Genomic DNA, 25,527 nt, shown 5'->3' with positions numbered 1-25,527 from the left:
TTTAAATTTTTAAATTAATTCCTAATAAGAATGTACTTGCGCTAGGGTAAAAGCCCTGATCTATACCCCCACCAATTGGATCGCCTGAAGACGCTGTTGGATCGTAACCTCTATATTCGGTTAGAGTCACCAAATTACTTGCAGAGACATATAGTCGTAGTTTGCTTATTTTAGAATTCTCAAGCGCTTTGTCTGAGAAGCTATAACCAAGTTGTACATTTTGCAATCGAACAAAAGACCCGTCTTCTACAAAATAATCTGAAAACAAAGTGTTTGACGTAGCTGCTGTAGTTACTCTAGGTGTTGTGTTTGTTGTGCCTTCGCCATTCCAACGATCTAAGAAATATGTTGGTTTGTTAACTAAATTTTGATTTCTTTCATAATTACGAACGATGTCATTACCAATAGAGGCAAATGCATAGGCTGCAAAATCGAAGTTTTTATAATCTAAAGATATATTTAGACCCATAGTGGCATCTGGTATAGGGTCTCCAAGATTTACTCTATCATCACTATCTATTATACCATCTCCATTTTGATCAACAAATCTCAAATCACCTATTTGTGGTGGATTTGTTGCTGTTGGTATGGCATTATTAAATTCGTCTTGATTTTGGATGATACCATCTGTTTGTAAACCGTAGAAAAAACCTATTGGGAATCCTGCCTCCATTCTTGAAGGCGGAAATTCTTGCCCAACACCAAAATCACCTCCTTCAACAAAGCCACCATCACTACTTACTGAAATAACTTCATTATCTAAAGTAGTCACATTATACTTGATACTAAATTTAAAATTATCACTAAAATTATCAGAATAACCAATGGCGAACTCTAATCCTGTATTCTCAACAATTCCTGCATTAACAAATGGTGCTGACGACCCTGGTGCTGATGCTCCTAAGATACCTGATACTTGAGGTTGTACTAATAGGTCTTCTGTTCTCTTATTAAAATAATCTACCGTAATATCTACTTTGTTATTTAAAATCCGAGCATCTAATCCAATATCTAATGTTTTTTGCTTTTCCCATTTAATTTCTGGGTTAGCTAGGCCTCCTATAGATGACCCAAAGACTAATATATCATTATATGTATATGTAGCTTCTCCGTCATTTAGTGAAACAAATTTGTAATCTGGAATTCTATCGTTACCTAAAACACCATAAGAGGCTCTAAACTTAAGTAAATCGAAAACTTTACTGTCTGCAAGAAACGCTTCATCTGAAACTACCCAACCAATAGATCCAGAAGGGAAAAATCCAAATCTATTATTTGGTGCAAACTTGGTTGAACCATCACGTCTAACGACTGCTGACACTAAATATTTTCCTTTGTAATCATATTGAACTCTCGCGAAGTAGGACAACAGTCTTGAATCGAACGTTCGATTCCTTCCTAACGCTTGATTAATATTTTCAACATCTGATGCTTGTTCGATGGATGCGTTTATAACATTATTATCTATAATATCAAAGCCTTTAAGTCCCGTATATTCTCCTGTAGTTTGAAATACAGATGTTCCTAATAAAACATTTACATTATGAATGTCGTTAAACTTATTTTCGTACTTAATAAAAGCATCAAAGGTGTAATCTTTGAAATAATCTAGGTTTTCAGAAATTTCACTTCTATCTTTATTAAATACTTTTCCGCTTCCATAATCAACGATAGGGCTAAATATTTTTGATGTAACTTCTGAATAATTAAATTGAATATTAGATTGCACCGTAAAGTGTTCTAAGAAGTTATACGAAAGGCCTGCATTACCACTTAGCTTCATGACTTTACCTCTATTATAGGTATTAGCCATTTGTGCTATGGGGTTTATGACTTCATTACCTAAACCTTCTGCAATTGTAAATGCTCCAGTGGCATCTCTAATGCCTTTGGTTGGATCCATATTTAAGGCATTAAATAAAATAGAACCCAAGTCATTTTCAAGAAGATTTCTTTTATTCGTTCTCATTAAAGTTAGACCTGAAGTGAGTTTAAAGTTCTCAAGAAAATCCAAATTGTATGTAGCGGCATTTGTAAAACGTGTAAAGTTTGATTTATTACCGCCAACAATACCATCTTGTGTTAAGAACGAACCACTATAAGAATATGATGATTTTTCACCACCCCCTTTTAGCAAAATGCTATGGTTTTGTATAGGTGCGTTTTCAAAAACTTCATCTTGCCAATCTGTTCCTTGACCCAAAATGGATAAGTCTCCAAAAGGAGGTTGACTACCACCAGACGCAAAGGCTTCATTTATTACTACAGCGTATTCTGTAGCATTAAGGACTGGTATTTTACGTGTTGTTTGTTGAAAACCTCCATAGGCGTTATATTCTACTGTTAAAGGCATGTTTTGACGTCCCTTTTTGGTGGTTATTAAAATAACCCCATTGGCAGCTCTTACACCATAAATACCTGCGGTGGCATCTTTAAGGATGTTCATACTTTCAATATCGCTGGGGTTTATAACACTTAAGTCCTCAATAACATTGCCATCAACTAAAATTAATGGTCTGCTATCGCCGTTTGTAGAAACACCTCTAATACTAATAGTTGCTGCACCACCGGGCGAACCAGACTGAGAGGTTATATTAACCCCGGCTACTTGCCCTTGTAGCGCTTGTTCAACTCGTGTTGGTTTAAGCGCTTCAATGGTTTCTGCTCCTAAAACAGAAACGGCGCCTGTAATTTCTTTTTTGGTTTGTGTACCATAACCAATTACGACGATTTCGTCTAGTTGGGCAAGGTCTTCTTCCAATTGGATCGTTAAATTAGAATCATCAGTAATAACAAATTCTTTTGTTATATAACCGATGTAACTAAATGATAGCGTAGTACCTATTTCGATATTGGTAATTATAAAGTTACCATCAAAATCTGTTACTGCTCCTTTTGCTGTGTTTTTAACAAGTACATTAACCCCTGGTATAGGAAATCCGGTATTGTCTTGAACATTTCCACTTATGTCTATACTTTGCGCACCAGAATACGTAAAAAAGAATAAGGTTAAAATTTTAAAGAGAGTTTGTCTCATTTTTAGTTTAGTTTTTTAGTTTTAGTAAAGCTAATTATAGTCCTTGTTGTATCCATATTTTAAACCTCAACAAAAAGTATACATGATAAGAAAAAAGGTTCTTTGTTACGGAACCCCTAATTATCATTGACTTTTATTAATGAATTCTTTGTTGGGTGCCGCTCCCTTAAAAGTACGAAAATACATCAATGTCGTGGTCTTGTATAGGCGAAAAAACAAAATGTCGAGTGCTTATATCTCTAAAATGTAGTCTGTTAGGCTAGATTCATGCGGCAAATCCATTTTTTTGCGCAATCTATAACGTTTAACTTCTACACTTCTAGCCGAGATGTTAAGTAGAGGAGCAATTTCTTTTGATGATAAATTGAGCCTGAGGTAGGCGCATAATCTCAAATCATTTGAAGTAAGCGAAGGATGTTCTTGCTTTATCTTTTTAAGGAAATCTTTATCTGCATTATTAAAGGCTTCTTCAAAAACATGCCAATCATCTGTATTATTTATATTTCTGTCAATGATCTTAATAACATGTTTTATTTTATTAAGGTCATCAACATTTTGTAATTCCTTTTTTAAGCTATTCAAAAACTCATTCTTTTTAATTAAACTCATTGTTGAAATGCCTAATTCCCGGTTTTTATTGTCAATATCTTGTCTTAATTTTTCGTTATTAAAACGCATGAACTGTTGTTTGTTCTCAAGTTCTTTTAACTCTAGTTCCCTTCGGGTTTTTTGCAATAATGCTTCCCGCTGTTTTTTGTAATAACGTTTATAGACATTGTGCATAATGAATGAAAATAGTAGCACAAGAAATACATATGAAGTAATCATAGCGTTTGAAAGATGCCACGGTCTTTCAATATTAAAACTATAGGTTGCTATATTTTTAGTCATGGTATTGCCCACTCTGGCTCTAACATTAAAAACATAATCACCATAAGGCAAATTTTCGAATAGTGTACTGGGTTTTGAAGACCAATTACTCCAATTGGAATACATGCCTTCTAATTGGTATTGATATTCCGTATCGAGATATTTGTCAAATTCTGAAACACCAAATATGAATTCTATATTGTTGTCTTTATTTATAAAGCTTCCATTACTATTTTTATTTACAATTTCTGGGCTTGTAGCTATGCTATGCTTTGTTATCGAATTAATTGAAATATCATAAGATTTATTAGGGATCTTATCTAAATCTAAGACAACAAACCCTGTTGAGGTTCCTATTAAATACCTTTGGTTATCGAGATAAGATATGTTTTCGTAACCTGTTAACCCTCTGGGCAATGACTTGGAAAAAGGAATTTTATTAACTTTTAGCGTATTACTTAATTTACCTGGAGCTACATAATTTAAGTCTCTTTTAGAAAAGCACCACAGGGTATTGGTCTCTTTATTGAACTCAATTCTCCCTGATGTATAGTCTTCTTCCGTGAATAAAGTGCTTAAAACGGTATCTTTTAAAAATTTGTTAACTTCTGTATTGTACTTTAAGATTCCTTTTTTATAAGTGTATAATAGTTCATTATTATATTTAGCAATACTGGAGTTTAATTCTTTACCAAGATCCGGATCTTTTTTAATGTCTAAAACTTTTGTAAAATCGTTATCCACATCAATTTTAAAAACACCTTTGTATTCATGACTAACAAAAACCTGATCATTATAAATCTCAAAAAATTTACTTGAGAGATCAAACCCTTCTAGTTTATTTCTAAACACCCAGGTACCATTAGTTTTTTGAATAATGTACAGACCATCATAATTTCCTTGTAATAATAAATCTGTTTTATCATCTATGGGTTTTATATTCCAGGTGCCTTGTTGTATACCTTTAATTTTTTCTCCTACATCATTATTTATAATAGACGTTCCTGTATCATGACCACAAAACAACGTATTATCTATCATAGTTAAACACCAAACAGCTTCTTGTATACCTTCAACAAGTTTAAAACCTTGTTTCCCTCCCAGAGGTTTATAAAACAATCCATGATTAGTACCTATGTACAAATTATTATTAAAAACGGAAGACGTGTATATAGTTCCTATTTTGCCTTCTTTATCTGTATAAATACTAAAAGGCGATTTAATATTCACACAATTAATGCCATTCTCTAAAGCTAACCATATATTATTTTCAGCATCTTCAAAAACACCATGAACCGTATTATTACTTAATCCATGAAAGGTATCTATGCTATAATCTATAATGCCATCTGAAGTTAAATGTAATATACCGTTTGATCTGGTTCCCAGTATAAAACTTTTGTCTTTTAGTTGAATACTACGAAATACACTTAATTCTAATAGTTTTTTGTTGGCAGGAATGTTCCATTTAGAAAGGTTTTCATCATTTAAAATATAAAAGCCATTATTTTCAGTTGCTATTAAAAGGTGACCGTTTTTATTAAAAATATTAACGAGTCTATTTTCTTTAAGAATTATATGATTAGAAATAAGTTTTGATTTGCCGTTCTCAATCTTGTAAATGCCGTCTTTCGTTTTTTGATAGTATATGGTTTCATCAACTTTGAATATTTTGTAAATAATAGTTTCAGAATCGATGATGCTATAAGAAGCATCTGTTTTATTGTAAATATAAATTCTCTTTAAAGATTGAAATAATATATAATCATCTACACTTATAATATTCCAGAATTCTTCGTCTTCTAAAAAATCTACTTTTAATTTTTTAGATAATGATGTATAGTATAGTAACCCAAATTCATTTCGTTGCCAATATCCAAACTCTCTATTACTACCAGTATATATTAGGGTGTCTATAACTTTAACAGATCGAATAATAGTTTCATTAGGTGAGGTGTATAGTTTCCAATTAGCACCATTAAATTCAAGTAAACCCTTATTATTTGCTACATAAATATAATTTTCTTTAGATTGAGAAATGGACCAATTTTGAGTTTCGGCACCATAATCTTTTGGTGAAAAAATTTCAATAGGGGGGTGTTCTTGAGCATGTAAAAAACCACAGGCCCAAAAAAATATATTAAAAAACAAAAAACTGAGTTGTCTCAAAAATACTAGTTGTTGTACTACTAAGATAGTAAAAATAAGACTTGTAAGAGATGTTGTATGGTTTTTGTATGGGTAATGTGAGCTTTTATTTAACAAAAAAACCCGCTACAGGAGCGGGTTTTTTGTTTTCAAAAAGAAAAATGTTTATTTCATTCGCTTTATTCTGCCTCCCAGCACTTTACTTTCGTCTACGCGTTCTGGGTTACCATAAATAAACACATCGCCTCCGGCTCTTATTTTAGCATTCACTAAGGTTTTTGCACGAACATGTGCTTCTCCAGCAATTCGCACCGAAACATCTGTAAATTCAGTTTTAAGATCTTCTCCTTGGTAAACACCACCTGTGTAAATGGATATATCTTGATGTTTAGCGATTCCCGAAGTTTGAATGTTAGAACCTGTAACCGATCTGATATTAGCATATTTTACATCTAGGTTCACTTCTATTTTCCCACCTTCTTGGGCATTTAAATCTATTTCAAATTGCTTGATTGTATCTTTTGAAAATACTTTGGCTCCTTCGTTAACATCAATAACATCTACTGCCGTGTAGTATAACTGTATTTTTGTTTTATTACCATCAAAAGCCTCTTCAAGCTTCATTTTGATCTTTAGTGTTCCATTTTTATTGTTCACAAGAACATCCTTATTATTTTTTCCCGAAATAACGATTCTATCATTATCAGATTTAATGAGCTCAACTTCCATTAAATCGTATACTTTTAAGTTCGTAAATTCTCCAATCGATTTTTCTATTGGTTTTTGTGCTACAGCTATTGTAGAAACTAAGATTGTTAATACTACTACTAGACGTTTCATGTGTTTATAATTATTTGTTTTTATCGGTCACATGTAGCTTCCATTATAATCATTCCCTTAGGTATTGACTTTTCGTTATGGAAGCTTCATATGTGAATTTTTTATGTTCTTTTGATTTAAACGTAAAGTTATCAATAATTATTCCTTTTTTTTGAATAAAAAATTTATTTAAACTAACAACAACCCTCAACGCAAGCATATAAGGTATTCAGCTAGTTTCATACCCAATCAAGTTGAGCACAAAGTTTTAATCTTTTGGGTCAAAAATCAAAATTCCTTATTTAGATTCCAGCTTTTGCGGGAATGACAATCCTGCCTGTCGGCAGGCAGGTTCAACGGAAACCTCGAGGCAAGCCTCGGAGAATTCTTTTCGATTAAATAATTTTTACTGCTGTTCCTGTAATAGATACTATAATTATACCTGAAGTTGGATTTGTTTCCACATCAATACTAATCCCAACAACAGCGTTAGCTTTTAGGTTAATAGCATTTTTCTTGAGTTTTTGAAAGGCTTCTTCTTTAGACTCATCAACTTTTTTTTCATAAGATTGATAGTACTTATTCATATTAAAAGAAAAAGTTGCTTTGGGCATGCTAGCATTTACACCGGTAACAATACCTAAATAATCTTGTATTGTATGTCCTTCTATTGAATTTGTTGTTGTTAAAACCATGAGTTATTTTTATTAGTTATTAGTCCGCGCTTATTGCTTGACTGGAAAACTTAATTTTGAAAAGTTGCTAAGCAATATCTTCAAAATTGGTAATTGAACTAATCGCGCTTCATGTGCTAAACTTGCTCGTCTTGAACTTGTTTCAGTATCTCAATATCCAGTGGGATTTTGATTTAATACCCCGAAGTTTACTTATAAATTTAAAAAAATATTTTCTGTTGAATATCTGGTGAACTAGTCCCGAGATACTCTATTATTAGTTTAATAGTTTTAATAATTGTTACAAAGAAATTAACATTACTGTTCGATTTCTTTTTTACCAACTAAATTAAAGTCCAGATGTTTTTTTACTAAATCTGTGTTTTTAACTTTAACAACAACCTCATCTCCAAGTTGATACATTGCTTTGGTGTTTCGGCCTACCATAGCATATTGGTCTTGATCGAATGCGTAATGATCATCTTTCATATCTCGAACACTCACCATACCTTCGCATTTATTAGAAATAATTTCAACATAAAGACCCCAATCGGTGACACCAGAAATAACACCTACAAATTCGTCATCTTTATGGTCTTGCATAAATTTAATTTGCATGTATTTTATAGAATCGCGTTCTGCTTTAGTGGCAAGATTCTCCATGCTACTTGAATGATTACATTTATCTTCGTAAGCTTCTTCATTTGCCGATTTTCCTCCATCTAAATAATGTTGCAATAAGCGGTGTGCCATGACATCTGGATATCTACGAATAGGCGATGTAAAATGACTATAATAATCAAATGCCAAGCCGTAATGACCAATATTGTGCGTCGTATATTCGGCTTTACTCATACTTCTAATCGCTAAGGTATCCACAAGGTTTTGTTCCTTTTTACCATTAACTTCTTTGAGTAAATTGTTAAGTGATGCCGATGTTGTTTTTCTGTCTTTAAAATTAAGCTTGTAACCGAATTTTGATACAATACCTTGTAAATTGGCTAATTTACTATCATCCGGCTCATCGTGTACACGATACACAAAGGTTTTTTTAGGATCTTTTTTACCAATAAATTCTGATACTTTTCGGTTTGCTAATAGCATAAACTCTTCAATAAGTTTATTAGCATCTTGACTGGTTTTAAAAAATACGCCTACTGGATTATTTTCTTGATCTAAATTGAATTTCACTTCTACTTTATCAAAAGAAATAGCACCGGACCCCATACGTTTTTGACGCATAATTTTAGCGAGTTCATCCATTTTTAAAATAGCATCTGCTAATTTCTGATCTGTTTTATAGGCCTTTCCTGTAAGTGATACCTCTTTAGGGATTTCATTGGTTTTCGATTCAATGATGGCCTGTGCTTCTTCATAAGCATACCGAGCATCACTATAGGTCACTGTACGGCCAAACCATTCGTTTTTAATCTCGCATTTATCATTCATTTGAAATACAGCAGAAAAAGTGTATTTTTCTTCATGCGGACGTAATGAACATGCTTTATTTGATAATACTTCAGGAAGCATAGGCACAACTCTATCTACTAAGTAAATAGATGTGGCACGCTCGTAAGCTTCATCATCTAAAACGGTACCTTCTTGTAAATAATGAGATACATCAGCAATATGAATGCCTATCTCGTATAATCCATTGTCTAAGACTTCGAAAGATAGCGCATCGTCAAAATCTTTGGCATCTTTAGGGTCTATTGTAAAGGTTAAATCTTTACGCATATCCCTACGTTTAGAAATTTCTTCAGTAGTAATGGAAGTATCTAATGTATTGGCAAAAGCTTCTACTTCGTGTGGAAATTCATGTGGTAAACCGTATTCTGCCAGAATGGAATGAATTTCTGTATTATGATCCCCGGGCTTACCAAGTACCTGAATTACTTTCCCATAAGGAGAGTCGGCATTTTCAGGCCAATCTTCAAGTTTTACCAATACTTTATCACCATCTTCGGCTTTAAAGGTTTTATTAATGGGTACAAAAATATCTTTATACATTTTTGCACTATCTGCAATTACAAAAGCGTAATTGCTATGTATTTGAATAATACCAACATAGTCACTTTTATCACGTTTTATAATGTTCGTTATTTCGCCTTCTAGTTTTCCTCTTTTTCTACGTTTATATACATAAAATTCTACTTCATCGCCATTTAATGCTTTATTAATATTATTGGATGCTATAAAAACATCGTCATCAAATTCGTCACAGATAATATAACCTGATCCTTTGGCAGACAAATCTAAAATACCTGTATGATACTCAGTATTAATAACGGCTTTAAATTTTCCGCGATCTACTTGTATAATTTCTTGTTTAGCAGCAAGTTTTGCTAAGGTTTTTATAATTTGATTTCTGCTACTGGCATCATTGACACCAAGTTTTGCAGCAATTTGTTTGTAGTTGAATGATTGGTTTCTATCTTTTTTTAAAATACTTAGAATGGTATTTGTTAAATTGGAAATTCCTTTTTTCGATTTCCTTTTTTTCTTTCTTGTCATTTATAATTTAATTCATAGTAGTTTCCTAAAGGTATTTAGGAATATAGTTATTTTAAACTTAATAAGTAGCGAAGAACTTCCCGCTTTTGCGAGAATGACATTTTTTAAATGGAGTCCTTTATAAAACATAAAGGGATCTTTTTTCAATTAAGTTTTGTGCAAAGTTACACTTAAAATATTTAATCGTATTTTTTTAATGTTAAGCTATAAAAAAGAAAAGGGTTTCTATGTACGCAGAAACCCTTTTTAAATGTTCTTTTGTGTATTTTATTTAATCACTAGCTTCTTTGTTGCTTTACCTTTATTAGTTACAACTTGAACGTAATAAACTCCTGTGGATAAGCTAGAAGTATCAATAACTTCTTTTTGAGTAGATTGTATAAACTGATCAAAGTTATTATAGATAGAAATTTTCTCTAAGGTCAGTCCTTTATTTAATTTAATAGTTGTTTGACCTTTAGACGGATTTGGAAACAGACGAAATTGGGATAAGACGAAAGTGTCTGATGATAATAGGGTGCTTAAATCGTAAACACGTGTATGGCCGGAATTAGAAAGACTACTATCTCCTCTATTACCAATAGCTCCGATAGCTACCACAGAACCATCGTTAGAAAGTGAGACACTGGAACCTGATTTATCATTATATGCTTCACCATCAATATCATTGCCTTGCAGTTTCCAATTACCCGATATATTCCTATAAATGCGCACATGTCCAGACCTAGACGTAAGACCATTGTCGCCATTATTATAAATAGCTCCAATAGCTACAACAGAGCCATCATTAGAAAGTGAGACACTGGAACCTGATTCATCACTATGTGCTTCACCACCAATATCAAGGCCTATCTGTGTCCAATCATTCGATATATACTTATAAATGCGAACATGACCAGAATTAGAACCATTGATCCCCCTATGATTAGGAGCTCCAATAGCTACAACAGAACCATCAGCAGAAAGCGAGATACTAAAACCTGATTTATCGCCATATGCTTTGCCATCAATAGCATTACCCATCTTTTTCCAACCAGATGGTGTACTTTGATAAACAATTACATGACCAGAATCAGGACCATTGACCCCCCTATGATTAGGAGCCCCAATAGCTACAATAGAACCATTAGCAGAAAGCGAGACACAGGATCCTGATTTATCGCCATATGCTTCACCGTCAATATTATTACCTATTTGTGTCCAAGCGTCTGATGATGATTCATACTTATAAACACGTACATGACCAGAATTAGAACCATTAGCTCCCCTGTGATTAGGGGCTCCAATAGCTACAATAGAACCATCGTCGGAAGAAAGTGATACACTATAACCAGATTGATCGTAAGCCATTTCACCATCGATATTGTTACCCATTAGTACCCAGAGATCAGGAGATGTATATTTATAAATGCTTACATGACCAGAGTCAGAACCATTGGCACCCCTATGGTTAGGAGCTCCAATAGCTACAACAGAACCATCAGCAGAAAGTGATACGCTATAGCCAGATTCATCATTGTTCGTTTCACCTTCAATGTCACGACCTATCTGTGTCCAAGTCCCAGATACATTTTTGTAAATCTGTACAAGACCTGAATTATAATTACCATCGCTATTATTGTTTTTTGGAGAACCAATGGCTATTATAGAACCATCAGAAGAAAGTGATATACTATAGCCTGATTCATCACCACCTGCTTTACCATCAATATCGTTACCGATTTTTGTTTGACTAATACTAAAAAAGGGAATAAGAAAGATTAGGAATAGATTTTTTTTCATAATATTTAAAAGGAGGTTAAAAAGTAGATAAAGGGAATTAAGAGAAGGTTTTGTTTCATGTTATTATTTTATCAGGTTCAATTACTATGTAAACGATTGAGAATCGTAAAGACTTCGATGTTTTTAATTGTTATTGGACAAAACTAGCAAATGAGAAAAGGTAATATCTTGTATAAAAACGACAATATTAACTTGAGCTCGACCTAAGAGAGTGTAATTTATAAAAGAGAAAAAGCAGAATATTTAGTAAATTAAAGAACAGACTTTAGAATTTTAAGAAATAGAGAACAAAAACAGATAACAGATAATTTCTATAAGTTATGTTAATTCGTTGGGCTATTTTGCTAAATAGTTGTTTTGTTGAAATTAACATTTATTTAAAGTAGCCAAAGTCTTTATAGAATTTATAATGTACTATGATCTGATCGATCGTTATTTAGCTACCATTATTTACAAACCTGTATAAACAAGAGAAACTGTCTAAAAAGACAGTTTCAAATGATATTATAAATAACGTTAGTTGCGAATAATAATTTTATTTTATTATCCATTTGTCTTTTACCTAAACAGTTGTCAGGTGATTGACTGTTAGTAATTTATGAGTCGCATTTGTAAAAACATTTCCCACGAAATCAATTCTAAATCCCCATTTGAAAAATTTGTACTATCAGCATCATTTTTTGCTATTTTTTTTTATGGAGTGAGTTGTTTTTACTACAGAGGTTAATTTAAAAAAGACTTCCATCTTTCGTTATTTTTTTAATTATAGAACTCATCTTGACTTTTTCTATTTCCTAAAAAATGGCTCAAATTTGCTCATATTTTGTTACTTTTTTTATTTGTAGCCCTGCTATAACTTGCAAAAAGTGCCTTATCTGAACAAATTTTATCTCATTTTCGGTTAAAAACAAAAAGTCAAGATGAGTTCATAGTTAACTACTAGCTAATAGTAATTTTTACTGTAGCCGTTTTGATTATTTTATTATCTGATTTATCCTTTGCAGAAACAGTTACAACATAAGTGCCTTTTAATAATTTATGACCCGTTTCGGAATGGACTTTTCCTTTAGAATCAATTTTAAATCCTTTTGAAGGATTCGTAAAATTAGCACCATCTTTCGTTATTTTTTTAATGGTGAAAGTTGCTTTTGCCGTAGTAGGGTTTAATTTAATTTCCGAACTTTTAAAAGCAACATTAACTTTCCCTGTCATACTATTTGGTTTATAGCTAACTGAGGTTAATTTTTCTGACTTAATAATTGGGTCATCATCTTTATTACATGCAACCAATATAGAAGCAGATAAGAAGAGCACGGGTACTAATTTCAATAAATTTTTCATGTTTTAAATTTTTTATTTAAATAATTATTTTTATTGTTCTTAAAACAGGAAGCTAGGTTTTTACCCTACTTTTTATTTAAATGAAATCTCTAAAACGCTTATTAATGTACTGATTTATAGTGTGTTTTGACTTTTAAAGTTTGGAGAACACAATTTCTCATGGCATACTTTGTAAATATGTTATCTAAAATAAAGCGGTAAACAATTAATAAACCATTCTTAAATTTCATACCTGTGGTCGTTCTATTTTTAAGCTTTACATTTATTAAGAGTAGAATAATTAAAAAAGTAATTTTCCTTTTTTATCATCAAATTATCTTTAGTTTTGAATTAAAAAAATGTAAATATTGATGAATAAGAAGCCCAGATCTGTTTGTGAAGAAAAAGCATACGAATCGATTTTTAATGAACATTCTGAAACTTTACGAAACTTTATATATTATAAATGTGGAGATATAGAACAGGCAGAAGATATTGTTCAGGAATCGTTTGTAAAACTTTGGCGTAATTGTGCAAAAGTTATTTTTGAGAAAGCAAAATCGTATTTATACACAGTAGCAAAAAATATTTTTTTAAATGAAGTGGCACATAAAAAAGTAGTATTACAACATCAAGTACATTTGGCATCAGATCGTACAAATGAAACCCCCGAGTTTTTGTTTGAAGAACGAGAGTTTATGGTAAAATTAGAAAAAGCAATTGCCGATTTGCCTGAAAAACAACGAGAAGTTTTTTTACTAAGTAGAATAGATAAGAAGAAATATTCTGAAATATCAGATATTGTTGGAATCTCTGTGAAAGCTGTAGAAAAACGAATGAGTCAGGCTTTAGTCACGTTGAGAGCGCGTATAGGAGATATTTAAAGTAGGGTAAAAAAAGATAATTGTTTTAATAGTAGAATAAAAGCTTAAAAGATGGAAAAAAATTTCTTAGACGATACTTTTTTAGCACGTTGGGTTTCGGGTGATCTATCTACCGAAGAGTTAGAAGCGTTTAAAAAATCTAGTGACTACCATAAGTTTAATAAGATTAATGAAGTTGCTCAAAAACTAAAAACACCAGCATATAATAAGCAAACAGCTTTTAGTAAACTACAGCAGCAGTTAGAGTCCGAAAAAGATAATAATAAGATTGAAAGACGTATTCCTATTTGGATGTATAGTGCTGCGGCAGTACTGCTAATTGCATTTGGAATATTCTACTTCTTGAATTTACAATCCCATTACCAAACAGGTTTTAGTGAACAATTAGCGGTCATACTTCCAGATGATTCTAAAGTACAACTTAATGCAAATTCTCAAATAGATTTTAATTCAAAAGGATGGGAAACTAATAGAGAGGTGAAACTTGTAGGCGAAGCTTTTTTTGATGTAGAAAAGGGTACTACCTTTAAAGTGCTTACAAATTTAGGAGTTGTTGAGGTTTTGGGTACAGAATTTAATATTATTGCAAGACAAAATTTCTTTGAAATTCTATGTTATGAAGGTCGTGTAAAAGTTAATAGTCTTGATGTCATGGAAGAGACCATACTTAAAGAAGGAAAGGCATTTAGAATTGTAAACGGTGATTTAGAAAAATGGACTTTTACCGATAGAAAATCATCATGGCTGCAAGGGGAAAGTACTTTTAGAAATACACCATTATTTCAAGTTATAAATACCATTGAAAACCAGTTTAATGTGACTATTAATGCTTCAAAAATAGACACCAATCAAAAGTTTACCGGTGGATTTACTCATAAAAACCTAAGGTTAGCACTAAAAACAGTTTTTGAGACTATGAATATTTCATATACCATTAAAGACGAAAACAAAATAATTCTCGTTAATAAGACTCTGAAAATTAATATTTGAGAAGCATTAAGGACCTATTCTTGATTTTATAATAGTGTTAGTTAGTTGGTTGATAGATGAAATTAATATTAACTGTTTTTATTATTATATGTTCGTTACAAATGATGTCCCAAAAGAGAACCTCATTTGTTTATGATAATACGGCTTTAAATGATGTGATTATTGAACTTGAAAAAGAGTTTAATATTAAATTATCTTTTAATTCAGAATTAATTGAAAATCAATTCGTAACTTTTCAAAGTGATGACGCATTGTTAGAAACAGCGTTAAATATTATAGAAGAGCAAACAAATATTAAGTTTATTAGAATATCAGAGCGTTATTATATTATAAAGCATCAAAATCCAATAGATTTAACAGCTACTCAAAAACTTAAAGAGATTGTTGTTAATGAATATCTTACTTCTGGAATTTGTAAAAAAGGAGATGGTTCTGTAGTATTATCACCAAGAAACCTGGGAATTCTTCCAGGGCTAACCGAGCCAGATATATTACAGAGTTTACAATTATTTCCCGGAATTCAAAGCCCATCAGAAACAGCATCAGGACTTTATGTAAGAGGAGGGACTCCCGATCAAAACTTAATTCTTTGGGATGGCATAAAGATGTATAATTCAGGTCATTTTTTTGATATGATTTCGGCTTTTAATCCATATATAACAGAAGAAGTTAAGTTCTATACAGGAGGCACAAAAGCGAAGTATGGAAGTAGGGTCTCTAGTGTTATAGACATCTCATCATCTAATAAAATACCACAAAAAATTAAAGGTGGTTTAGGTTTTAATATGACCCATGCAGATCTCTATGTTAAAGCACCTATAAGTAAAAAAATAGCAATAATTGCATCTGCAAGAAGATCATTTTCAGATATTTTTAAATCAATTACATTTAAGAATATGTCTAAAAGAGTTTTTCAAAACACAAAATTTACTGACGGAAAGAAAGCTTATAATGTAAATGATATTAATATCCTAAACGAGTTTTTTTATTTTTTAGACTACACAACTAAAGTCATTGTAAAACCAAATGATAATGATGAGATTACTTTTAGTAACCTGTTTACAAGAAATAAATTAAATAATGAATTTTCAGGTATATTCAGTCAATATATAACTGATAATATAGAAATATATAATAAAGGCTTTAGTGTTTTATGGGACCATAATTACAATCATACTTTTTCACATGCCTTTCAAGCTTATTATTCTAATTTTGATTTAGATTATAGCGGGTCGTCTTATGATGAAAATGAAGAAGTGACTATATATGAAACGACAAAAAAGAATATCGTTTATGATTTTGGAATATTTTTTAATACAAATTGGAAGATTAATAAAACAAATGAGTTAGCGATTGGTTACCAATTATCATCAAATAAAATCCGATATCAATTAGATTTTGGGAATCAGATTAAAAACGGTGAGTTTAAAATGGAAACTTTTCAAGATAGAGACTCGAATACTAACCATGCGTTTTATACAGATTATCAATATAAAAACAGTAATAAGTTAATTCTTAATGCGGGGTTGAGAGCTAATTATATGTCTTCTTTCAATAAGTTCTTTTTTGAGCCAAGGCTGCATTTAAAAGCTCAAATAGCACCTCATTTAAAATTTAAAACTTCTGCAGAAATACTACATCAAGAAGTTAGCCAAATAGTGGAGTTTGAAACAAAAGATTTTGGGTTAGAAAATCAAATTTGGGTTTTAGCAGATGGTATAAACATTCCGATATTAAAAAGTTCTCAATTAACTACTGGATTTTCATTTAGTAAGGATGGGTGGGATATAGATATAGATGGTTATGTAAAAAGAGTAAATGGTCTAACATCATTAACTAGAGGATTTGATAATAAAGAAAATGAAGATTTTTTTCGAGGGAAAAGTGATGTTTTAGGTTTAGATATATTAATAAAAAAGAAGATTAACGATTATAGAACCTGGTTAAGCTATTCCTGTATAAATAATAAATTTGCTTTTAACCAAATTAATGAAGGGAACCCATTTCCTGGGAATTTTGATATAAAACATCATTTTAGATGGACTCATTCATATTCGTGGAATAATTTTAATGTTTCTTTAGGCTGGAATGTAAGAACGGGAACCCCCTACACTAAGGCTTTGCATGTTTTACAGGATGAAGGCGGTTTGAATGTTAATTACTCCAAAACGAATAGCAATCGATTGCCCAGTTATAATCGATTGGATTTGTCTGCATCTTATAAATTTAACCTCTCTGTAAAAGAGAAATGGAAAGCTAAAATAGGGGTGTCTATATTAAATATTACTGATAACCATAATCTTTTAAGAAGATCGTATAAAGAATTTAATTTTGTTGAAGAAGGCTTAACAAATACTGTATTTCAAGAAATTAATAGATTCTCATTAGGAATTACTCCAAATCTCTCATTTAGAGTGAAGTTTTAGTTGAGAAAATAATATATATGGTTAACGCTTCTAGAAACGAGGTTTCATTACGAAGGTTTCTTATGAAGCAAACGAGTAAGCTTGATAGACAGATCGGTCAAAATAATTTTAGAATTGCCATTACGTTCAATATGATAAATAGCATCTTGAAGTTCATCACTAATTTCTAAAACATTGTTTCCATGTATAAAAGGTGCAAAGTTTTCTAATTTAAATTTTGGCGCTTTAGGCTCTAAATAAACCAAATCTGTAGCATTATAATTTAGCAACAAGGCTTGTCTAAAAAAATCTAAACAGAAATGTAAAAATTGCTTTTGTGTTTCTCTTCCTGTTTTGGCTATATCTTCACTCCAGGAAATAAGATCGTGTATGGCTGCCTTATTTCCTTTCGCTTTAAAAGCACTTCGAATCCAAAAAATAAACCATTCTTCAAATTGTAAATCTTCAGAATCTTGATAGACCAAGTCACAAGCTTTATTATAATTCCCATTAGATTGATGTGCTATTTTAGTTGCAATAGACATATCTAAGCTATAATTTTTAACTAAAGCATCTTTTATGACATTTTCAGCCAAAGGCGGAAAATGTAAAATTTGACAACGAGATCTAATGGTATTAATTATTTGTTCTTCATCTTCAGCAATAAGAATAAAGATGGTTTTATTTGGAGGCTCTTCAATAAGTTTTAAAAGTTTGTTGGCGCAAGCAATATTCATCTTTTCTGCCATCCATATAAGCATAACTTTATAACCGCCTTCGTAAGATTTTAAAGTTAAAGATTTCACAATATCATGCGCTTCATCTACACCTATTTGCCCTTGTTTATTATCAACGCCAAGCAACTTATACCAATCAAAAAGGTTTCCGTAAGGCTGTTCTTTTAATAATTGACGCCACTCTTCAAGATAATAACTAGAAACAGGGTGGCTTTTTGCTTTGTCACTTGTTGTTACAGGAAAAGCAAAATGCAAATCGGGATGCGATATGTTTTTAAATTTTAGGTTGCAGGCTTCATTTCCAGTTGTGTTTTTCCCACCAGTATTCGAGCATAGAATATATTGAGCATAAGCTAATGCCATGGGTAAAGTGCCACACCCTTCATTTCCAACAAATAATTGTGCATGCGGAATTCTGCCATTGTCAACACTTTGTGTTAAATGATTTTTAATGTGATCCTGACCTAAAACATCTTCAAAAAGCATAAAACAAACCTACACATTTTTTATTAGATGCTAAAGCGTAGAAACGATAAGTAAAGTGAATATTTTTGCTATTTCTACAAATGAATTTTTATTGCAAGAATACTTTTTGGTTTTTAACATAATGTTGTAATAAACACAAAATAAATCGACTTATTTTTATATATTCAAAAAAGTTTAAATCACTTCAATAAACTCAGATTAATTAAAATGACTCAAAACGCTATTCTTTTTATTCCTGACATCTCAGGGTTTACAGAATTTGTGCATCATACAGATATTAGCCATAGCAGACATATAGTTTCCGAGCTATTAGAACTGTTGATTGATACAAATACTATAGGCTTGGAGTTAGCTGAAATTGAAGGGGATGCCTTATTTATGTATAAGCTTGATGATAAGGTTGATGTTTTTGCTCTTGAGAAGCAAATTGAAGCCATGTATTTAGCGTTTCATACGCATATTAAACGCTATGAATATCAACGGATTTGTCATTGTGGAGCCTGTTCTTCTGCTTATAATTTAAAAATTAAGTTTGTTGTCCATTATGGTGAAATTGAATTTATAGAAGTTAAAGACTCTAAAAAACCGTATGGAAGTCATGTCATACAAATTCATCGTCTGCTTAAGAATGACGTGCCCCTAAAAGAATATGCTATTTTCACTGAAAGTGTTCGAGTTGTGGATGAAGGGAATAAACTAATTGCAGAATATGATTTTGGAAATATCACTTTTACATATAATCCGTTATCTCATTTAAAAGAGAAGCTTCCAGAAATTGAACCCATTCCAAATGATGTTCCCAAGCATAAATTATTCGATGAAACTCAATTAGTGAAAATCCCAGCTTTAGAACTTTATGAAGTAATTAGCAATTTTGATTATAGACTACTTTGGACAAAGGGGGTTAATAAATTAGAGTACGATAAAAATAAAGTGAATCGTGCGGGACAAAAACATAAATGTTTAGTAAATAAAAATGAGGAAGTAGAACAAACTACGGTTAAGAAAACGGTAAACAAAAATCAATTAGTATATGGGGAATCTACAACCAATGTACCGTTTACTAAACGTATGAATAACTATTTTATTTTGGAAGAAACAAAAGAAGGTTATACAAAGCTTCGTATTGAAGTTTTTGCAGACTTTAAACCTTTCGGAATTCTTATGAAATGGCTCATAAAAAAGAACATAAAGAAAATTATTTCAGAAAACATTAAAAAACTTGTTCAGCTTATAAACTCTGGATTTTCAACAAAAAAGTAAATAAATAATCGATTTATTAATAATCTTCACAAGCTATATCGTTTTCGTGAAAAAACAGGTTTTATAGCTGTTTTTAATTAGTTACATTTGTGTGTCAAATAGTTAAAAAACACAAAATAAATAGGAATGAAATACTTATGTTTAGTATTTATATAGCCTTGACATAAATATTACATTTGATAATAAAAATAATAAAAACGAACCAATGAGAACGCTTAACGATTTTAATTTTGAAAATAAAAAAGCATTAATTCGTGTAGACTTTAATGTGCCTTTAAATGAAAATTTTGAAGTAACAGATGCCACAAGAATTGTGTCTGCAAAACCAACTATTATTAAAATTTTAGAAGACGGTGGAAGCTGTATTTTAATGTCGCATTTAGGGAGACCAAAAGGATTTCAAGACGCGTTTTCATTAGGCCATATTGCAGAAAAAGTTGAGGATATTTTAGGGGTTGAAGTAAAGTTTATAAAAGATTGTGTAGGTGCAGAGGTTGAAGCAGCGGCAGCAAGTTTAGAACCAGGACAGGTTTTACTATTAGAAAACCTACGTTATTATAAAGAAGAAACTGCTGGTGATAAAGGTTTTGCAGAGCAACTGTCTAAATTAGGAGATGTTTATGTAAATGATGCTTTTGGGACGGCACATAGAGCGCACGCTTCTACAACTATTGTTGCGGAATTTTTTCCAGAAAATAAATGTTTTGGAAGCCTATTAGCGCAAGAAATAGAAAGTATTGAAAAAGTTATGAAAACAGGAGAAAAACCGGTTTTGGCAATACTTGGCGGAGCTAAAGTGTCATCTAAAATCACAATAATAGAGAACATTTTAGATAAAGTAGATCACTTAATTATTGGTGGCGGTATGTCGTTTACCTTCGTTAAGGCGCAAGGCGGGAAAATCGGTAATTCTATTTGCGAAGATGATAAAATGCCATTGGCTTTAGATATCTTAAAACAAGCAAAAGAGAAAAATGTCCAAGTACATATCCCTGTAGATGTTATTGCAGCGGATGATTTTAGTAATGATGCCAATACACAAATCTTAGATATAAACGATATTCCAGATGGTTGGGAAGGTGTTGATGCCGGGCCAAAATCAAGAGCTCAATTTCACGATATCGTGATGCAGTCTAAAACCATACTTTGGAATGGTCCGTTAGGTGTTTTCGAAATGGAAAGTTTTGCCGGTGGGACTATAGAATTAGGAAATTCTATTGCTGAAGCTACTAAAAATGGTGCATTTTCATTAGTTGGAGGCGGTGATTCCGTTGCAGCAGTGAAACAATTTGGATTCGAAAATAAAGTAAGTTACGTAAGTACAGGAGGCGGAGCCATGCTTGAGAGTCTAGAAGGTAAAACATTACCTGGAATAGCCGCCATTTTAGAATAATCCCAAATGGATTATTAGCGTTATTTTAAAGTTTATTTGGTATAAAATACTATTAAGCTTTCAAATTAGCTTAAAAAATACGATTTTAGCCATAGTATCGTTCAATAATCAACTGAATAGATTTTATGGCTTTTCGTTTTCTTACAATTATATTATTCCTAAATATTGGAACTTGTTTTTCACAGGTTAAACATACTGCTTCTTCACAAAAAGAAGCGGTTAAAGATTCTTTAATTGATGGAAAATCTCATATAGTTAAATCTATTAAAGCGCAAGTAGATAGTACTTCAATAAAAAACCTTGAAGATAATGAGCTTGCTGCAAAATTTGATGAAAAATGGTTTGAAGAGATGTATAGTAATATTCTATTCGATACCATATATAAATCTGTTACGGAGTTGACTTTTGAAGCTGTTGATTATCCTGAACTTCCTACCGATACGCTAAAAGCACGCTTAAAAGAATTAGATGCCAGAACACCTTTTAATGTGGAATATAACCCTGCATTAGAAAGCGTTATTAAATCATATTTAAAACATAGAAGAAAATCTATTCAAAAGCTAATTACGTTAAGTGGTTTTTATTTTCCTATGTTCGAACGTGAGCTTGATAATCATGATATTCCTTTAGAAATAAAATATTTGGCTATTGTAGAATCTGCGCTAAAACCCAGAGCTAAATCTAGAGTAGGTGCTACAGGGTTGTGGCAGTTTATGTTTAGCACTGGCAAAATGTATGGATTGGATGTCAGTAGTTATGTCGATGAACGTAGCGATCCTATTAAATCTACAGAAGCAGCAGCAAAATATTTATCGAAACTTTATGAGATTTTTGGAGACTGGGATTTAGCTTTAGCAGCATATAATTCAGGGCCAGGAAATGTTACAAAGGCCATTAGACGTTCGGGTGGTTACCAAAATTATTGGAATATAAGACATAACTTACCGCGTGAAACAGCTGGATACTTGCCAGCATTTTTGGCTAATATGTATATTTTTGAATATGCAAAAGAACATGGTTTTAAACAATATAAACCAAAAGTGGCTTATTTCGAAACAGATACAATTAGAGTAAAACATATGATTACCCTGGATCAGGTTTCAGAAGTTACCGGTACACCTATTGAAGAACTTCAGTTTTTAAACCCATCATATAAATTAGATATTATTCCAATTATTAAAGACGAAAATTATGTTTTAAGATTGCCTATAGATGTTATAGGAGATTTTGTTAATAATGAAGAGGAAATTTATGCGTTTGCTAAGTCTGAATTTGATCGGCGTGAAAAACCACTACCTCAATTTTTTAATGCAACCGATAGAGTACGGTATAAAGTAAGATCTGGAGATTTTTTAGGAAAAATTTCCAGAAGATATGGAGTTAGGGTTAGTGATATTAAAAAATGGAATGGTTTAAGAAGTAATAATTTAAGAATAGGACAACGCTTAACTATTTACCCGAGGAAACCATATGTTGCTCCACCAACTTCAGTAAAAAAACCGGCAAAAATTAAGCCTATTACAGGAGATGTAATTACCTATGTTGTTGAAAATGGAGATTCTTTATGGAGTATTTCACAAAAATTTCCAGGGGTTTCTGTTCAAAATATTAAAGATTGGAATGGTATTAGTGGTAATAAATTAAAACCGGGAATGAAACTTAAAATATCGAAAGGTTAAATTCCATAAACTGAAAACTATTATGAGGCATATTCTTTTTTTAGCATTATTATTCTTTTTTTCTTGTGGAGATAAAAAGTCTTCAAATGAGAAATTTCTTTTGGACTCTTCTGGTAGTATAAACAATGTTTCTGTTGTTGTTAAAAATGAATTATGGAACGGTAGTATTGGAGAAACGATAAGGATGGTACTTGCTAAACCGATTTATGGTTTACCACAGGACGAACCTACATTTACAATTAGCCAAATACCTCCAGCTGTTTTTTCTGGCTTTGTAACTAAAAACAGAACCGTTTTAAAGATAGAAATGAACAAGGAGGCAGGCATTGAGGTTTTAAAAGATGTGTATGCTAAACCCCAGAAAGTTATAACAATTTCTGGTAAAACAAAACAAGACGTTATTGATTTGATTACCCAAAATAAGGTGAGGCTAATTGAAACTTTTAAGAATGAAGAGATTGCCGAAAGACAGCGTCAAATGGCTAAATCTCCTCATAAATTTAAATCTATTCAAGAAAAACTGGACCTAAGTATAAAGTTTCAATCTGTATATCGAATTGCAAAAGAAACTGACAATTTTTTTTGGATTCGTAAAGACATCACAACAGGTACTACCAATTTAATGATTTATGAACTGCCCCTTGATGCTATTAAAAGAAATGATAGTGTCGTAAACCAAATAATTAAAATTCGAGATTCTATTGGAAAAGTTCATATTGAAGGTCCCGTGGAAGGTTCTTATATGGTTACCGAAAATGCCTACACCCCTTTTCATGGTGAAATAGTTTTAGATAACAAACCCACTTTAGAAACAAAAGGTATTTGGGATATAAAAAATGCTTTTATGGGAGGACCATTTATTAATTATGCCATTGAAGATAAAATTAATAAAAGATGGGTGGTTGTTGAAGGTTTTGCCTTTGCACCATCTGTGGAGAAACGTAACTATATGCTGGAGTTAGAGGCCATTATTAAATCTGTCAAAATTGATTAAATAAAACAGATGATTTTAACTTTTCAAATAAAAAAGACCTGTATACAGGTCTTTTTTATTTGAAAATGATTACTCTTTTTTATCTTCTTTTGTTTCTTCTTCTTCTTTACTGGCATCTTTAAACTCTTTAATGCCACTACCTAATCCACGCATTAATTCTGGAATTTTTTTCCCACCAAACAATAACAAAACAGCAAGTACTATTAATGCTATTTGCCATGGTCCAATCGCTAACGGTAACATATATAAACTCATAATAATAATTTTATAGTGCAAAGTTAATAATTAATGTTTAATAATATCGTTTTAAGAGTAACTTTAGCATAAGACAAAATAGGTCTTGTAATAATTTTATTTAATTTTGTTTTTAATGAAATGGTTTAAACTTTTTATAATTGGCTGCAAAATGTTCTTTCACCCCGGCATTTTGTCTTTTTATTACTCCGTAGCGATGCTATGCAGTTCAAAAAAGCCTTCATTTGATAATAAAATCACTATTTTTCGCTTCAATCAAAAAAACATGTGCTCAGCTTGACTGAGTAGTTCAAATCACTTCAATGGAAGAAAATAAGAAACCTAAAAAGATAAAACGAAAATTATTAGATAAGTATCGCATGGTCATACTTAATGAGAATACGTTTGAAGAGCGCATATCTTTTAAGTTAACACGACTAAATGTTTTTGTTTTAGGCTCATTGGTAGCTATCTTTTTAATAGCTTTAACATATATATTAATAGCCTTTACGCCGCTTAGGGAATATATTCCTGGGTATTCGTCAACGGCTTTAAAAAAGCAAGCCACAGAATTAAATTACAAAACAGATTCATTGCAACGGATTATTGCTATGAATGAACTATATTATACTTCTATAAAAAAAGTATTAAAAGGAGATGTAAGCGCAAGTGATTTTAATAAAGATTCTATTATAGAAGCCGTTAGGACAGAAGCAAGTGAAGTCGATTTTGCTCCTACGTTAGAAGATTCAATTTTAAGAGAGAAAGTAGATAAAGAAGACAAATATAACTTGTTTGAATCTGCTACATCTTCAACTAATTTTGTGTTATTTCCACCAGCAAATGGTACGATAAGTGAACCATATAATTTAAAAGAAAAACATTACGCCGTCGATATTGTATTAGCGAAAGACACCCCTATAAAAGCGACTGCAGATGGTATTGTGATTTTTGCAGAATGGACAGTTAGTACAGGATATGTTATTATTATAGAACATAGCTATGGGTTAATTTCTGTTTATAAGCACAATGCGGCTCTAACAAAAATACAAGGCGATTTGGTTAAAGCAGGAGAAGTTATTGCGACAGCAGGAAATACAGGAGAGCTATCTACTGGTCCTCATTTACATTTCGAGCTTTGGAACGACGGTTACCCTATTAATCCGACAAATTTTATAGATTTTAAATGAAAAAAGTCTTCAGCATTCAGTTGCAATATTCAGTCCGCAAAAACGACTTTACATATCTGCTAAAGCGTGTTTTATCTCTTGTCTTCTGTCTCCTGTCTAAAATACAAA

17 protein-coding genes are annotated in these 25,527 nt (G+C 31.7%); 8 read left to right on the top strand and 9 right to left on the bottom strand.

The window, feature by feature from the left end:
• Nucleotide 1: 1 nt before the first annotated feature.
• The 7 genes from Q4Q47_RS08175 to Q4Q47_RS08145 all read right to left on the bottom strand — a co-directional run bounded on the left by Q4Q47_RS08175 (nucleotide 2) and on the right by Q4Q47_RS08145 (nucleotide 13,185).
• Nucleotides 2–3,037 (bottom strand): SusC/RagA family TonB-linked outer membrane protein, encoded by a 3,036-nt coding sequence (locus Q4Q47_RS08175; protein ID WP_303306166.1) that lies wholly within the window; start codon nucleotides 3,035–3,037, stop codon nucleotides 2–4.
• Nucleotides 3,038–3,268: 231 nt separating this feature from the next.
• On the bottom strand, nucleotides 3,269–6,076 hold the full coding sequence (locus Q4Q47_RS08170) for a helix-turn-helix and ligand-binding sensor domain-containing protein (protein WP_303306165.1): 2,808 nt from the start codon (nucleotides 6,074–6,076) through the stop codon (nucleotides 3,269–3,271).
• A gap of 144 nt (nucleotides 6,077–6,220) precedes the next feature.
• Nucleotides 6,221–6,895 (bottom strand): head GIN domain-containing protein, encoded by a 675-nt coding sequence (locus Q4Q47_RS08165; RefSeq protein WP_303306164.1) that lies wholly within the window; start codon nucleotides 6,893–6,895, stop codon nucleotides 6,221–6,223.
• Nucleotides 6,896–7,269: 374 nt separating this feature from the next.
• The gene (locus Q4Q47_RS08160) at nucleotides 7,270–7,569 is read right to left on the bottom strand and encodes a heavy metal-binding domain-containing protein (RefSeq protein ID WP_303306163.1); all 300 of its coding nucleotides are present in this window, start codon (nucleotides 7,567–7,569) and stop codon (nucleotides 7,270–7,272) included.
• Between the two features lie 297 nt (nucleotides 7,570–7,866).
• Complete coding sequence (gene rnr, locus Q4Q47_RS08155) at nucleotides 7,867–10,062, bottom strand: ribonuclease R (protein ID WP_303306162.1); 2,196 nt, start codon at nucleotides 10,060–10,062, stop codon at nucleotides 7,867–7,869.
• Between the two features lie 267 nt (nucleotides 10,063–10,329).
• Complete coding sequence (locus Q4Q47_RS08150) at nucleotides 10,330–11,844, bottom strand: T9SS type A sorting domain-containing protein (protein ID WP_303306161.1); 1,515 nt, start codon at nucleotides 11,842–11,844, stop codon at nucleotides 10,330–10,332.
• A 939-nt stretch (nucleotides 11,845–12,783) separates the two neighbouring features.
• Nucleotides 12,784–13,185, bottom strand: coding sequence for a hypothetical protein (locus Q4Q47_RS08145; RefSeq protein ID WP_303306160.1), 402 nt, complete (start codon nucleotides 13,183–13,185; stop codon nucleotides 12,784–12,786).
• Between the two features lie 350 nt (nucleotides 13,186–13,535).
• Between Q4Q47_RS08145 and Q4Q47_RS08140 the strand changes: the two genes are divergently transcribed.
• Genes Q4Q47_RS08140 through Q4Q47_RS08130 form a run of 3 tightly spaced genes read left to right on the top strand, consistent with a single transcriptional unit; the run spans nucleotide 13,536 to nucleotide 17,464 of the window.
• Nucleotides 13,536–14,048 carry an RNA polymerase sigma factor gene (locus tag Q4Q47_RS08140; protein ID WP_303306159.1) on the top strand — a complete coding sequence of 171 codons (513 nt, stop codon included), beginning with the start codon at nucleotides 13,536–13,538 and terminating at the stop codon, nucleotides 14,046–14,048.
• 51 nt (nucleotides 14,049–14,099) lie between these two features.
• A complete protein-coding gene (locus Q4Q47_RS08135; protein ID WP_303306158.1) occupies nucleotides 14,100–15,038 on the top strand; it encodes a FecR family protein in 939 nt (312 codons plus the stop codon).
• Nucleotides 15,039–15,094: 56 nt separating this feature from the next.
• Complete coding sequence (locus Q4Q47_RS08130) at nucleotides 15,095–17,464, top strand: TonB-dependent receptor domain-containing protein (protein WP_303306157.1); 2,370 nt, start codon at nucleotides 15,095–15,097, stop codon at nucleotides 17,462–17,464.
• Nucleotides 17,465–17,511: 47 nt separating this feature from the next.
• Here the strand turns inward: Q4Q47_RS08130 and Q4Q47_RS08125 are convergent, their stop codons facing one another.
• Nucleotides 17,512–18,666: a DNA polymerase III subunit gene (locus tag Q4Q47_RS08125; protein ID WP_303306156.1), complete on the bottom strand. Its 1,155-nt coding sequence runs from the start codon at nucleotides 18,664–18,666 to the stop codon at nucleotides 17,512–17,514.
• 207 nt (nucleotides 18,667–18,873) lie between these two features.
• Between Q4Q47_RS08125 and Q4Q47_RS08120 the strand changes: the two genes are divergently transcribed.
• From Q4Q47_RS08120 to Q4Q47_RS08105, 4 genes are all read left to right on the top strand, one after another.
• On the top strand, nucleotides 18,874–19,929 hold the full coding sequence (locus Q4Q47_RS08120; protein ID WP_303306155.1) for a DUF2652 domain-containing protein: 1,056 nt from the start codon (nucleotides 18,874–18,876) through the stop codon (nucleotides 19,927–19,929).
• 205 nt (nucleotides 19,930–20,134) lie between these two features.
• Nucleotides 20,135–21,322 (top strand): phosphoglycerate kinase, encoded by a 1,188-nt coding sequence (locus Q4Q47_RS08115; protein WP_303306154.1) that lies wholly within the window; start codon nucleotides 20,135–20,137, stop codon nucleotides 21,320–21,322.
• 125 nt (nucleotides 21,323–21,447) lie between these two features.
• Nucleotides 21,448–23,001, top strand: a complete 1,554-nt coding sequence (locus Q4Q47_RS08110; RefSeq protein ID WP_303306153.1) for a lytic transglycosylase domain-containing protein — start codon at nucleotides 21,448–21,450, stop codon at nucleotides 22,999–23,001.
• A gap of 22 nt (nucleotides 23,002–23,023) precedes the next feature.
• A complete protein-coding gene (locus Q4Q47_RS08105) occupies nucleotides 23,024–23,995 on the top strand; it encodes a DUF4837 family protein (protein WP_303306152.1) in 972 nt (323 codons plus the stop codon).
• Nucleotides 23,996–24,064: 69 nt separating this feature from the next.
• Here Q4Q47_RS08105 and tatA read toward each other — a convergent pair whose 3' ends face one another.
• Nucleotides 24,065–24,250, bottom strand: coding sequence for a twin-arginine translocase TatA/TatE family subunit (tatA, locus tag Q4Q47_RS08100; protein WP_303306151.1), 186 nt, complete (start codon nucleotides 24,248–24,250; stop codon nucleotides 24,065–24,067).
• 302 nt (nucleotides 24,251–24,552) lie between these two features.
• Between tatA and Q4Q47_RS08095 the strand changes: the two genes are divergently transcribed.
• Nucleotides 24,553–25,419: a M23 family metallopeptidase gene (locus tag Q4Q47_RS08095; RefSeq protein WP_303306150.1), complete on the top strand. Its 867-nt coding sequence runs from the start codon at nucleotides 24,553–24,555 to the stop codon at nucleotides 25,417–25,419.
• The last annotated feature ends 108 nt before the right edge of the window (nucleotides 25,420–25,527 follow it).

Origin of the sequence: Flavivirga spongiicola, from assembly GCF_030540825.1 — a bacterium.
Taxonomy (GTDB): domain Bacteria; phylum Bacteroidota; class Bacteroidia; order Flavobacteriales; family Flavobacteriaceae; genus Flavivirga; species Flavivirga spongiicola.
The sequence above is the reverse complement of the archived record's forward strand: the minus strand, read 5'-3'. Positions and strand labels throughout refer to the sequence as shown.